The organism is Anoxybacillus tepidamans PS2 (genome assembly GCF_000620165.1).
Lineage (GTDB): Bacteria > Bacillota > Bacilli > Bacillales > Anoxybacillaceae > Anoxybacteroides > Anoxybacteroides tepidamans_A.
On the sequence record NZ_JHVN01000014.1, the window covers coordinates 27,811 to 40,233 of the forward strand.

A 12,423-nucleotide genomic window follows, 5' to 3' on the forward strand; every position below is an offset into this window, starting at 1 on the left:
TTAATGTTCAACGACAGTCCAAACGGTCACGTTCGGCCAGGTGTTTTGCCAATTTTTTTTGCATAGGCGTTCCTCGTAAATTTGCATCAGTTTTTCGGATGCGCGGAAATGTGGAGTGGGTCGAATGCGCATGTTGATGGCATCATCTACTCCCCACGGGGCGGCCAGCACAACGTCGCCATTTTCGTTGAGCGCTACCCCTAGCGCTGTCGCGGTTTCAGGAAATTTTGCCATTGCATCAATCGATGAAAAATAAGGAGCCGAGCCATTGACGATGTGCATTCTTGCTTGATTTTTTACCGACCATGGGAGGCCGGGAATCAGATTTCGCAACTGCCTTTCCCATTTCTTTTCCTTCTCTTCTTCCGTATGGATGCGATCAAAATAAATGACATCGATATCGGGAAGCGGCGTTCTTTTTGGAAAGCCGTGCAACACATCCCAAATTTTTGCGCGGACAAAGCCGGCACACACCCACCAATCGGGCAAATGCAACGATTGTACCGTCCGCAATATTTCCAGCATCCACTCGTCTTGCCGAATCAATTTAATAATGTCCTCTTCATTTTTTAATACTGTCAATGGATCTCCTCTCCCTAAAAGCAAAAAAACATTCACGCCCGCACTTACTTGTTCAACTAAGCATTTCTTATGTTTTTCAATTTTAGAAATGAAACGAGTACATATAACAAGCAAGCAGCCATAAAAAGAACAGTAAAATAACGGCCCCCTGTCGTTGGAGAATTAGCTACTACAGCCCCCAACCCAAAAAGCAGTACACCAAACACGAAATAAAACACGATCAGTTTTTTGACGTTATATCGAAACAGCAAATAACCTGTTAAAGTTACAAGGTAAATCAAACTTAGCACCATCAATATAGGAAAAATCGGTTTGAATTTGGCCGCATATATAAAATGATCAAGCTGCGAGATGTCCTTGCTGTTTTTGATGGAACCGTGAAGCATTTGCGAAAAAATCGCCGAATACTTCCATTCCCAAGGCAAATCTCTCAATGCACTTCCTTCATACCACGAAGCCAAGGATGAAAACACAAAAAGGAAAAAAGCAAGAACGTACTGTAAAATAAACCGCACTGCACCGTTCCCCCTTCTGATACAATTCGCTGGCGAACCGTAACCAATTTTTCAATCCACTACCATTTAAACATAAATGCATAAAAATCGGCAAGGAGATTTGATGTATACAGCTTGCGATCTAAAAGAACACATATTTTTTACTATAACCTTTTCTTTTGGAAATACTGTAAATAATCATATAAAAATGAAAATTGGACACCTATGAGAAAGGAGCAGCAAGCGATGAACTCTTTCGAAAATTCTTCTGTACAAGAGACCATGGAACGGATTTGGCGCAACACGTGCGGAACATGGGAAAACTGCAATGTATCAAACGTTCAATCATTTTTATCTGAGTGTTTCGAGCACAACATTGACCCGCAATACTGCATGGATTGGATTACACAACATACGAATGAAATTCCAAATGCATCAGCAATTTTAGACGAAGCGCAAGAATGGGTGAATGAACATACATCAACCGGCTCGCCTCTCTCTGGCCGTGGCCAAGCAACAAATGAAGCATAACGGGCATTATAATGGGAGCAGGACGCATCTGCTCCCTTCCGTTCACTAAAACGCAAATGATGTCTAACAGCAAAGGCAATGAAAACAAGGAGGAGGAATGTTTATGTGGATTATCAAGACACAACATAAAAGTGGAGACGGGACCACAGTAGCGCTCGAACTCGAAAGTGAAGACGGCCAGTTCGATGTGAACGTAAGATGGGACGGATATACGGAAGTGCACATCTATTCCTTAACTGAAGAGAATCGGGAGCTTCAAGACACTTTTCACACATGTGACTTAAATGAATTAATCGAAAGGTTGCGATCCTTAAACCAAGTGTGTGATGTATTTTTTAATCAAAGTGAAGCGAAATAAATCAAAGGATAGAGTTCATATATGCCATGTCTCTATCCCTCTTTATTTATTCTAATAATAGTTCTTGTCCTTTTCTTCTAACTTTCAAAACAAACTCTTTCGCTTACGTTTTAAATATGTACACTCTCTTCATTTCACACACCTTTTACAACAATCAAGCTACCCGTTTATCACTATCACTTGTATCACGATTCCCGAAATGCTCAGGCTATGACAACAATTTGGCCATGTAGTATTCGTCGACATATTGTCCATTGATGTTCAATGAATGACGTTTCACTCCTTCTTGTTCAAACCCCATTTTTTGTACAAGGAAACCGCCTGGTGATTGTCTGCCACAACAGTCAGCTCTAAGCGATGAATCCCTTTCGTGCGCGCCCATCGCTCCAATTCCGTAAACAGCATTGTCCCGATTCCTTTTCCTCGATAAGAAGCAAGCACACCAATGACAATATATACGATATGTTGATTCCGCCTTGCGCGCCCGCCTCTTGCCACTAAATAGCCGGCTAATTCTCCCTCTTCTGTCTCGGCTAGCAGAATCGTTGTATTTTCCTCATTTTCGATCGCCTCGAGCTGGCCGCGCTGTTCTTTCAGAGTGAGCCGCCGTTCGCTCGGCTCAAATAACAAATAGTCCGATTCGCGCTCTACTTGTAAAATCAAAGCTGTCAAACGTTCAGCATCATCAACCGTTGCATGGCGGATGTTCAAGTTCCTCCCCTCCCTCCAAATATTCTTTTGCCAACTCCGCGCTGCGATAGCGGGCTAACGCCGTCTTCGCCTTTCGGAATCCCGCTTGGATATAAAACGGTTCGTTTTCCTGTTGTCGAAATGAGATGGACACATGAGACCGATTGAAGCTGCGCTAGCAAATCTCCCACAATCGCCTTCCCAATTCCCTTACCTTGATAATCACGATGAACGATTACATCATAAATCGCCGCATTAAACACCCCATCGGAAAGAGCGCGTCCAAATCCGACGAGAAGACCATCGAAAAATGCCAGCGCTACAATATTGCTTGCTTGAAAAACGCGCTGAATGATCGTTTCCGTATGCCTCATCCAACCAACCGATTCGTATATTTCTTTCATTCGTGTCCAATTCACATCCGTTAAATCACGTTCTATATGTACTTTACCCGGCATATCCTCACTCCCCATCTTTATTCGAATCAAGCAGTTGCGTCATTCTTTCTAACTTTCTTTCTATGCTTTTCAATGTTCGATTTTGAATGATGATGTTTACAAAGAAAAGTAGCAGTAGTCCTGTAAGCAACATAATGAAAACAATAGGTAATAGCGAAAACTAAAAATCAGCAGCCATTCCTTCGTTCGCCATTAGCTCGTTCCTCCTTCACATATCATTGTGTCTTTCAAAAAATTCGACATCATTCGTTTATTCCCTCCCTTTTTGGTTGCATCTTCCAATGGGGACTCGTATTATTCTATATAAAATACATAAGAAAGGATGTTGTACAATGGCAAAACAATTGCCGCCTGGTCAATTCGAAACAGACAAATGGCCGATTCTCCATGAAGGAGATGTATATGAATTTGATGAAACAACATGGTCATTTCGCCTCTTTGGCGACGTAAAAGAGGAGAGCGTTCTTTCATACAAACAAGTAATGGAGTTGCCTAAAACAATCGCAACGATTGATATGCATTGTGTCACCACTTGGTCGAAGTTTGAAACAACGTTTGAAGGAATTGCATTTCGCGAATTTTTACAGTTTGTAGAGCTTCATCCAGACGTAAAATATGTAAAACTGTATGGCTATTTGAATGGCGATCCTTTTGGTTACTCGGCGAACTTACCCCTTGAAGCGCTCATGGGAGATGATGCGCTCTTTGTTTACCGCTGGAAAGACAATCATTATGATTGGCAACATATTTCGCCCAAGCACGGCTATCCACTTCGCTTTATTCCACCGGCATCCTTTTACTTATGGAAAGGAACAAAGTGGACTTCAGGGATTCGCTTCATGAAAAAAGACGAACCGGGCTACTGGGAGGAACGCGGATATTCGATGACAGCAAATCCATTCAAAGAAGAAAGATTTTCTGTATAACTCTTGGCGAACCCCTCCTTTAGGTGCGGGGGACTTCTCGGTAAATACGCTAAATAATAAAAGGGACCGCATTTTCAAACAGCGGTCCCTTTCGCTATGCTCATACATGATTGGTTGTCGTTTGCTTTTGCAGCCACGGACGTAACCGGAGAAACAGAAGCATAAAAACGAGGGTGATGATCGCACCTTTTATTGCGTTGAACGGCAAGATCGCTGAAACGATGAGCGCTTTCGCTTCTGGCGCACTCATTGCCGGCATGCCGAGAAAAATCGTATAAGCCGGCAAAAAGATGTAATAGTTTAACACGCTCATCGCGACAGCCATCACAATCGTGCCGCCGACCAAGCCAGCCATCATTCCTTTTTTTGACGTCATTTTACGGTAAAGATAGTATGTTGGTAAAATAAATGTCATTCCAGCAACAAAGTTGGCAATATGTCCGACCGGAACACCGGTAGCGCTGCCAACAAGAAAATAGTTTAACACGTTTTTCAGTAATTCTACGAGCGCCCCAGCGAGCGGTCCATATAGCAAAGCAGCTACTAACGCCGGCACATCGCTAAAATCAACGAGTAAAAAGTTAGGAAATGCCGGAAGCGGAAAGTTTAGCAGCATCAGCACATAGGAGATGGCGCTAAACACTCCAATAGACACAAAGGCGCGTACATTCATTGCTTTCATATTCATTCTCCTCTCCTTCTCGTGATCCATCCCCACAAGAAGAAGGCTGCCGACTTGAGCATAGAGCCATGGCTACCATAAACGAAAATCTTCACATTAGTAGTGAAACAACACGAATTTTTTAATAAAAAACCCTTAAGCGTGAATGCTTAAGGGAGAAAAATAGGCATGCTCAAATAGACGTTCAAGCGCCTGACCGAACGCCGGCAAACCTTCATCTTCTCCCATCCAGACTATACTGTCGGCTCCGGACTCGCACCGGATCCTGCCTTTTCGGCTCGCGGGCTAAGAAGCGTGAGCGCTTCATCACCGCCGGTCGGGAATTTCACCCTGCCCCGAAGATGAATCGTATATTTTACATATTTACTATACAATTTTCCTATCGTTCCTGTCTATTGAAAAGTTTTTAACCCGAAAAAACTGTATTACAACAAAATTTTTCCTGTATGCGATAGTTTTGTGATAAAATAAATCCGGAAAAATTTAGCGAATCGTAAGGAGATGGAAAGAATGAAACAAGAAATTATAGAGCGTTTTACCAAATATGTGAAAGTCAATACGCAATCCAATCCCGCTAGCGATACGTGCCCTTCTACTCCTGGCCAGCTTGAACTGGCACATATGCTAGTCGAAGAGTTAAAAGCCATCGGCATGGAAGAAGTGACGATGGACGAAAACGGGTATGTGATGGCAACATTGCCGGCAAATACGGATAAAGAGGTGCCGACGATCGGATTTTTAGCGCATCTCGATACGGCGACCGATTTTACCGGTGCGAATGTCAATCCGCAAATCGTCGAAGCCTATGACGGCGGCGACATCGTATTGAACGAATCGTTACATATCGTTCTATCTCCCGCTGATTTTCCTGAGCTCGCTAATTACAAAGGCCATACGCTCATTACAACAGACGGCACAACGCTTTTAGGGGCCGATAATAAAGCGGGCATTGCCGAAATTATGACAGCGATGGCCTACTTAATTCAACACCCGGAAATTAAGCACGGCAAAATTCGCGTTGCCTTTACGCCTGATGAAGAAATCGGCAGAGGACCACACAAATTTGATGTCGCTGCTTTCGGAGCAAAATATGCTTACACCGTCGACGGCGGTCCGCTTGGAGAGTTAGAATATGAGAGTTTTAACGCGGCGCAGGCAAAACTCACATTTAAGGGGAAAAACGTCCATCCTGGTACAGCGAAAGGAAAAATGATCAACTCGATGAAAATGGCGATGGAATTTCATGAACAATTGCCAAAAACGGAAGCGCCAGAGCATACAGACGGTTATGAAGGGTTTTACCACTTGCTATCTTTTGAAGGTAATGTAGAACAAACAACACTTCATTACATTATCCGCGACTTCGACCGCGGGACATTTGAGGAAAGAAAAGAAAAAATGGAAGAGATCGTCGCACAGTTGCGAGAAAAATATGGGGCAGAACGAATTGCGCTTGATATTAGTGACCAATATTACAACATGCGCGAAAAAATTGAGCCTGTAAAAGAAGTGGTAGATATTGCGTACGAGGCGATGAACAATTTAGGCATTGAACCAATTATCAAACCGATTCGCGGTGGTACGGACGGTTCGCAGCTTTCATATATGGGACTGCCTACTCCTAACATTTTTACAGGCGGCGAAAACTTCCACGGCCGCTATGAATATATTTCCGTTGATAACATGGTCAAAGCCGTAAATGTTATTATTGAAATCGCCAAACTGTTCGAACAGAAAGCATAACAAATCCCTTCTCTCTTCGCCCCTTGCTTACCGACAGCGAAAGCGGGGGATTTGTTGACCGATCAATCATCCCCCGTTTCAAAGGAGGAATCTTCTCACGCAAAATGATAAATTTCTTGTGATTCCCCTTTATTTAGGATTATAATGAAAGTGAATGACATAGAATAAAGGTAGGACATTGGCCGCTACCAATGTCCTATTCATACACAGCTGCTGCAAGAAGCGCAGTGGCCCAAAATGCGGATAGTAACCTACCCTTACTTAGGCCGAGCGGGGTGGGTTACTTTTTGTCTTTTGATACAGAAATAATGGTTACCACTAATGATGCAAACGCAATCATTAACGTTAAAGCATCGGTAATGGTCATCATCAAAGCCACCCCCTTTCTATAAGGGAGTGACCACCGCCCACCCTACAATAGCCGTGCATGTTTATTATATCATAGATTACCAAAATAGGAACATATATTCTTATTTTAGTTTCAATTACTTAACTGTACTATTCCTAAAAAAGCCGCTTCGTCACAAAGCTTGCATGTTCCCCTCATATTATCATCTTCCGTTCAATACAGCCTTTTTGTATAACTTTCCTGAAGCCGTTCCGTGATTTGTTCCGCTGTCATATCGGGCAGCTTCGCATGTGCATGCAGCATATTCGCCGCTAGCGGCAACGTTTCCCGCTCCGGCCAAGAATCCGCATCCCAAAGCCTTGAACGGATTAAAGATTTAGCACAATGAATAAAGCATTCCTCCACTTCAACGCCAATCCCTATTAAAGGATTTCGACCTTTTACCGCCATTTGTGCAAGCAAATGTTCATCCCGCACTAAACAAGCATTCCCATTCACCCGAAGCGTTTCCCCTAAACCAGGAATGAAAAACAGCAGACCGACTTTCGGATTGGACAAAATATTGCGCATCGAATCCATTCGCTTATTGCCGGGACGTTCCGGGATGATCAAATGCTTTTTATCTATTACCTTTACAAACCCTGGCATATCGCCGCGCGGAGAAGCATCGCAGCATCCCGATTGATCAGAAGTCGCGATGACGATAAAGGGAGAAAGCGATATAAAACGCCGGCAGTGCTCGTCTAAATACGAAATCACCTTTCGCTTCACCAATTCGCTCGGTTGGCCGATCAATGAACGCAGCTCTTCCTCCGTTGTCACTTTATGCTCAAACAACATTCTCACTCCTTGCCGAATTATGAGATTAACTTTTTTACTTCAACAAAGAATCATCATTTCCTACCCGATATATTTCAATGGTTACAGAATTGGTATATAATGTATTTGGAAACATTTACTATTACTACAGGGAGGCGGGGATTTTTTGCGTGACGAGCAACTGAATCAATTAGAACAAAAAATGAAAACGTTAGAAGCAGAAGTGATTTTCTTAAAAAAGCAAAACCAAGAAATTTTAGATCAGCTTTCGGCCCTTCGGCAACGAACGAAAACGCCGACAGAAGTAACCGTCAACAAGCAGAAGCGTCGTCCTGCTTCAGCTCATTCTAAAAAGGAGAAAAAACCAGTCGATTGGGAAGTGCTTATTGGCCAAGTATGGCTTCCGCGTATTTTCGTTTTTGTTCTTCTTTTAGGCATCGTTTGGGCGTTTAAAGTGGCGAGCACTATCGGATTGTTCGGTCCGGGGATAAGATCATTGTTAGGATTTATTGCCGGAGGCGCTCTCATTGTATTGGCTGAAAAACAAATAAAGCAAAATAGGCGTGCGTTAGGTCTCGTTCTTTATGGCGGCTCGGTTTCCATTTTCATGTTAACCACTTTCGCCGTCCATGTGTTGTATCATTTTATCCCTGCATCCATTGCTTTTATTTTAAACATTATATGGATTGCGCTCGGCATCTTCTTATCAAATAAACATCGTTCACAAGTTTTAGCGATTTTTGTAGGGATCGGCGGCTATTTAATTCCATTTTTATTAGAAAGCCAGCATCATAATTTATATTTGTTCGCTTCTTACGAAGTGCTGCTTTATTTCAGTTTGCTGCTCTTTTCTTTGCAAAAACGCTTTGTTTGGCTATATATCGCTTCTGCCGGATTGTTACACGCCGCATTTTTTGCTTATATTGTGATTGGTTCATTTAGCGCTCACTCAAATGCCTTGGCGCTTAAAATATTTGCTGTGGCCATTTTAATTCAGCATTTGCTGCTATTTGTTGCCTTTCTAAAGAAAACATTATATATTCGCGAGCAAATGTCCACGCTGTTTGCGAGTTTCGTCTTGTCTATTATGTGGGTGTTTGCCGCATTTGATCACAATGACGGGATCATCAATTTATCTCTAACACTCTTTTTGGCGATTTACGCTTATATTGCTTATTTATTTCATCAAAAAGATTCCGATAGGCAGAGCATTGCCCTGTCAATTGCCACTTTTTCGCTGCTAACTCTCTTTATTCATCTGTTTGATTCGGAATATATCGCTTCTTTCGTATTATTAGAGGGGGCTATCGCTCTTTTCCTAGGAATCAAATTGAAATCGGTTCTGCAGCAAATTTCCGGTGGATTTGTTTGTATCATTGGTTCTGTTTCGGTATTGAGCGATTGGATTCACGAAATCGTTTCTATTGAAACGCTGCATTGGACCGTTGAACTAGCAACTCTAGGGTTTCTTATGAACGTGTTCAAACGGTTCCCTTTGAAAAATGATCTGCAAAAAATTCCGTTCGCTTCGTTTATAGCGGTGCTATTTTTATTCGTTTCCCAAATCAGCGTGGTTTTAACCCAATCGTTTAGCAGTCATATACAACAAATGGCCCTGTCTTTTACTTGGGCTGTCTTTGCTGTTCTCAGCGTTGTTTTTGGAACGATGCGAGCGAAAAGATCGATGCGCCTGTTAGGGGTAGTGCTGCTTTTCTTAACATTGCTGAAATTAATTTTTATTGATCTTCCGATCGTTTCTTTACTGATACGTTCCATCCTATTTATTGGACTTGGCGGCATCGGAATCTTAATGTCTCGCATGTTTTACAGAAAAAGCTGATCTCCTTCCCCGCTTTCCTATAGCGAAAGTGGGGATTTTTTTAATTCCCTTACCAGCACTGCCGAATTCCTTTTTGCACCGATAAAAGCAAAAATCTCTCATCATATTTCCCGTATGGAAATCTCTTTTTTTCTAATAATAAAAATATCAAAATGTTTCTTACGAGGAGTGTATAACGTGAGAAAGCATCTGCATTGGAAGGCTCACCTCTTTTTACTGTTGATCGTCATTGCTGCTTTTATTTGGTCAGCAATCAAGCCTACAAATTACGGAACATGGATACTCGAAGTCAGTCCAGCGGTTGCTGGTTTAATTATTGTAATTGCCGTATACAATCGCTTTCCGATGACTACGCTTTCCTATACCATCATTTCTGTTTTGGCGATCAGCATGTTCATCGGTGGACACTATGTATATTCCAACGTCCCCCTTTTCAACTGGATTAAAGATGCTTTTCATCTAGAGCGAAACAATTACGACCGATTTGGCCATTTTCTAAAGGGCTTGTTTGCCATCGTTCTGCGAGAAATTTTACTGCGTAAAACACCGCTGACCAAAGGCCTATGGCTATCGACGATCGCTGTCAGCATAACCCTTTCAATTGCTGCTTTATATGAAATCATTGAATGGGCAGTAGCCAAGATCGTGAAGCAAGCGAGAACCGTTCACGATTTCCTAGGAACACAAGGCGACCCTTGGGATACCCAATGGGACATGTTATTTTGCCTCGTTGGCTCGATTGTAGCGTTGTTTATTTTCTCAAAGTGGCACAACAAGCTTTTAAAAAATATGGACAAAAAATGATTCTTCCCGCAAATCCCAATTTCTTATCTGGCGTTTTTTTCGATGCGTGGTAAAATAAAATCATGCACGAATTTGACTAGTAAAGGGTGTATGAAGATTGGTGACAAAAATATTGATTGTAATCGCTGCCTACCTTCTCGGCTCGATTCCGTTCGCGCTTGTGGTCGGAAAAGTCGGGTATGGCATCGATATTCGCGAACACGGCAGCGGAAATTTGGGAGGCACGAACACCTTTCGCGTATTAGGAGTCAAAGCGGGGCTAATTGTAACGATTGGTGACATTTTGAAAGGAACGTTGGCAGCAAGCCTCCCTGTATTGTTTGCCGCGGACATTCATCCGCTCCTTGTAGGAGCATTTGCGGTCATTGGACATACATACCCGATTTTTGCCGGTTTCCGCGGCGGAAAAGCGGTTGCCACTTCTGGGGGAATCTTATTGTCTTATTCGCCATTTTTATTTTTCACTCTCTTGGCGGTTTTCTTTATTGTTCTGTATCTTTCAAAGTATGTATCTCTTTCTTCGATGCTTGCGGGAGTGTATTCCATCATCTATAGCGTTTTCTTTACCGATGATGTCCCGTTAATGATTGCTGTTTCTTTATTGACTGCATTCGTTTTTTACCGCCACCGCGCCAATATTAAGCGAATTATCAATAAAACAGAGCCGAAAGTAAAATGGTTATAATGGCAAAGGCTGTCTTCATATAGACAGCCTCTTTTGACGCATTAATAGAATCAAATTACCATATTTGAGGAAAGGAGTTTCACTGTTGCAATTACCTGATGCATTCGTTGAAAAAATGAGCAAGCTCTTACAAGAAGAGGCGTCTCGCTTTTTCGCAACCTACCAGGAAGAAAAAGAAAACGGGTTGCGCTTCAACCCGCTAAAAATGGACCGGGACACATTTTTAAAGCTCGTTCCGTTTGCGCTGTCTCCTGTTCCGTTTTGTCCAACCGGCTTTTATTATGGTGCCGAAGCGCAGCCGGGAAAGCATCCGTACCATGCAGCCGGCCTTTATTATATTCAAGAGCCAAGCGCTATGTTCGTCGCCGAGACGCTGCGGCCTAAGCCCGGAGAAAAAGTGCTTGATCTTTGCGCCGCACCGGGCGGCAAAACGACACAACTGGCGGCAATGATGGAGAACAAAGGATTTCTGCTCGCCAATGAAATTCATCCGAAGCGCGTCAAAGCTTTATCGGAGAATATAGAGCGATTCGGCATCACAAATGCGCTTGTGACAAACGAGACACCGGAAAAGTTAGCGGACCGTTTCGAAGGATATTTCGATAAAATTTTAGTCGATGCCCCTTGCTCGGGGGAAGGAATGTTTCGAAAGGACGAGGAAGCGATTCAGTATTGGAGCGAAGAACACGTTCAACAATGTTCCGTCAAACAACGGCACATTTTAGATTGCGCCTACCGCATGTTAAAGCAAGGCGGTATTCTCGTTTACTCGACATGCACATTTTCTCCAGAAGAAAATGAGCAAACGGTCGAAGCCTTCCTGCAGAAATATAGCGATCTTAAATTAATATCGATTGAAAAATCAAACGGCATCCAATCTGGAAAGCCAGAATGGACGATAACTGGTATTAATGAAATCAAAAGTACGGCGCGGCTTTGGCCTCATCACCTAAAGGGGGAAGGCCATTTTGTTGCTAAAATCCAAAAAACCGCTCCTTCGGCCCATTGGAATGGAAAAAATGCCATATCCAACGTTTCGAAACAATCGTTGCGCGATTATCGGACGTTTGAAAAAACCATTTTAAAAACGGAAATCGCAAATACGATTTATGCATTCCAACAGCATCTCTTCGCCTTGCCCGATGATTGTCCGAATTTTGACGGATTAAAGGTTGTGCGGGCTGGCTTGCATTTAGGCGAATTGAAAAAACAGCGGTTTGAGCCAAACCACGCGCTCGCCTTGGCGTTAAAAATAGAAGACGTGTTGCATACCGTCGATTTACAAAGCAGCAGCGCTGAATGGAATAAATATTTGCGCGGCGAAACGCTCATAACGAATGGTGACCGCGGCTGGGTCGTTGTCACAATCGACGGCTATCCGCTCGGCTGGGGGAAAGAAGTAAAAGGAATCGTCAAAAATTTTTATCCGAAAGGGCTTCGCGTTGTATAACAGCCATATGCT

The 12,423-nt window shown here is 42.9% G+C and carries 13 protein-coding genes, 2 pseudogenes and 1 riboswitch; of the genes and pseudogenes, 8 read left to right on the forward strand and 7 right to left on the reverse strand.

Features of this window, described 5'->3' with window-relative positions; translation table 11 throughout:
• Both N667_RS0111735 and N667_RS0111740 read right to left on the reverse strand, forming a co-directional pair.
• The gene (locus N667_RS0111735; RefSeq protein ID WP_084279188.1) at positions 1 to 525 is read right to left on the reverse strand and encodes a nucleotidyltransferase family protein; all 525 of its coding nucleotides are present in this window, start codon (positions 523 to 525) and stop codon (positions 1 to 3) included.
• A 113-nt stretch (positions 526 to 638) separates the two neighbouring features.
• Positions 639 to 1,097, reverse strand: a complete 459-nt coding sequence (locus tag N667_RS0111740) for a YjdJ family protein (protein ID WP_027409755.1) — start codon at positions 1,095 to 1,097, stop codon at positions 639 to 641.
• Positions 1,098 to 1,322: 225 nt separating this feature from the next.
• Between N667_RS0111740 and N667_RS0111745 the strand changes: the two genes are divergently transcribed.
• Positions 1,323 to 1,607, forward strand: coding sequence for a hypothetical protein (locus tag N667_RS0111745; protein ID WP_027409756.1), 285 nt, complete (start codon positions 1,323 to 1,325; stop codon positions 1,605 to 1,607).
• A gap of 103 nt (positions 1,608 to 1,710) precedes the next feature.
• A complete protein-coding gene (locus N667_RS0111750; RefSeq protein WP_027409757.1) occupies positions 1,711 to 1,965 on the forward strand; it encodes a hypothetical protein in 255 nt (84 codons plus the stop codon).
• Between the two features lie 208 nt (positions 1,966 to 2,173).
• On the opposite strand, the pseudogene N667_RS18650 reads toward N667_RS0111750, so the two are convergent.
• Positions 2,174 to 2,676 (reverse strand): annotated as a pseudogene (locus N667_RS18650) (N-acetyltransferase family protein).
• A pseudogene (locus tag N667_RS18655) lies at positions 2,651 to 3,113 on the reverse strand (GNAT family N-acetyltransferase). The pseudogenes N667_RS18650 and N667_RS18655 overlap by 26 nt, the downstream one beginning before the upstream one ends.
• A gap of 332 nt (positions 3,114 to 3,445) precedes the next feature.
• Between N667_RS18655 and N667_RS0111765 the strand changes: the two are divergent.
• Positions 3,446 to 4,039, forward strand: a complete 594-nt coding sequence (locus tag N667_RS0111765) for a molybdopterin-dependent oxidoreductase (RefSeq protein ID WP_027409758.1) — start codon at positions 3,446 to 3,448, stop codon at positions 4,037 to 4,039.
• Between the two features lie 100 nt (positions 4,040 to 4,139).
• Here the strand turns inward: N667_RS0111765 and N667_RS0111770 are convergent, their stop codons facing one another.
• On the reverse strand, positions 4,140 to 4,721 hold the full coding sequence (locus tag N667_RS0111770; RefSeq protein ID WP_027409759.1) for an ECF transporter S component: 582 nt from the start codon (positions 4,719 to 4,721) through the stop codon (positions 4,140 to 4,142).
• A 212-nt stretch (positions 4,722 to 4,933) separates the two neighbouring features.
• Positions 4,934 to 5,068, reverse strand: a riboswitch (FMN riboswitch).
• A 163-nt stretch (positions 5,069 to 5,231) separates the two neighbouring features.
• On the opposite strand from N667_RS0111770, the gene pepT reads away from it, so the two are divergent.
• Complete coding sequence (pepT, locus tag N667_RS0111780; RefSeq protein ID WP_027409760.1) at positions 5,232 to 6,464, forward strand: peptidase T; 1,233 nt, start codon at positions 5,232 to 5,234, stop codon at positions 6,462 to 6,464.
• Between the two features lie 280 nt (positions 6,465 to 6,744).
• Here pepT and N667_RS20205 read toward each other — a convergent pair whose 3' ends face one another.
• On the reverse strand, positions 6,745 to 6,834 hold the full coding sequence (locus N667_RS20205) for a putative holin-like toxin (protein ID WP_232223965.1): 90 nt from the start codon (positions 6,832 to 6,834) through the stop codon (positions 6,745 to 6,747).
• A 192-nt stretch (positions 6,835 to 7,026) separates the two neighbouring features.
• Positions 7,027 to 7,653 (reverse strand): pyridoxamine 5'-phosphate oxidase family protein, encoded by a 627-nt coding sequence (locus N667_RS0111790; protein WP_035098822.1) that lies wholly within the window; start codon positions 7,651 to 7,653, stop codon positions 7,027 to 7,029.
• 145 nt (positions 7,654 to 7,798) lie between these two features.
• Here N667_RS0111790 and N667_RS0111795 point away from each other — a divergent pair, with 145 nt between their 5' ends.
• The 4 genes from N667_RS0111795 (at position 7,799) to N667_RS0111810 (ending at position 12,411) form a co-directional block, all read left to right on the forward strand.
• Positions 7,799 to 9,472, forward strand: a complete 1,674-nt coding sequence (locus N667_RS0111795; protein WP_027409762.1) for a DUF2339 domain-containing protein — start codon at positions 7,799 to 7,801, stop codon at positions 9,470 to 9,472.
• Positions 9,473 to 9,649: 177 nt separating this feature from the next.
• Positions 9,650 to 10,276, forward strand: a complete 627-nt coding sequence (locus N667_RS0111800; RefSeq protein WP_027409763.1) for a DUF2238 domain-containing protein — start codon at positions 9,650 to 9,652, stop codon at positions 10,274 to 10,276.
• A gap of 100 nt (positions 10,277 to 10,376) precedes the next feature.
• Positions 10,377 to 10,961 (forward strand): glycerol-3-phosphate 1-O-acyltransferase PlsY, encoded by a 585-nt coding sequence (gene plsY / locus N667_RS0111805; RefSeq protein WP_027409764.1) that lies wholly within the window; start codon positions 10,377 to 10,379, stop codon positions 10,959 to 10,961.
• Positions 10,962 to 11,046: 85 nt separating this feature from the next.
• A complete protein-coding gene (locus N667_RS0111810; protein ID WP_027409765.1) occupies positions 11,047 to 12,411 on the forward strand; it encodes an RsmF rRNA methyltransferase first C-terminal domain-containing protein in 1,365 nt (454 codons plus the stop codon).
• The last annotated feature ends 12 nt before the right edge of the window (positions 12,412 to 12,423 follow it).

Coding starts and splice junctions, on each gene's coding strand:
- N667_RS0111735 (WP_084279188.1), bottom strand. CDS start 525: ATGCTGGAAATATTGCGGACGGTACAATCGTTGCATTTGCCCGATTGG.
- N667_RS0111745 (WP_027409756.1), top strand. CDS start 1,323: ATGAACTCTTTCGAAAATTCTTCTGTACAAGAGACCATGGAACGGATT.
- N667_RS0111750 (WP_027409757.1), top strand. CDS start 1,711: ATGTGGATTATCAAGACACAACATAAAAGTGGAGACGGGACCACAGTA.
- N667_RS0111765 (WP_027409758.1), top strand. CDS start 3,446: ATGGCAAAACAATTGCCGCCTGGTCAATTCGAAACAGACAAATGGCCG.
- N667_RS0111770 (WP_027409759.1), bottom strand. CDS start 4,721: ATGAAAGCAATGAATGTACGCGCCTTTGTGTCTATTGGAGTGTTTAGC.
- pepT (WP_027409760.1), top strand. CDS start 5,232: ATGAAACAAGAAATTATAGAGCGTTTTACCAAATATGTGAAAGTCAAT.
- N667_RS20205 (WP_232223965.1), bottom strand. CDS start 6,834: ATGATGACCATTACCGATGCTTTAACGTTAATGATTGCGTTTGCATCA.
- N667_RS0111790 (WP_035098822.1), bottom strand. CDS start 7,653: ATGTTGTTTGAGCATAAAGTGACAACGGAGGAAGAGCTGCGTTCATTG.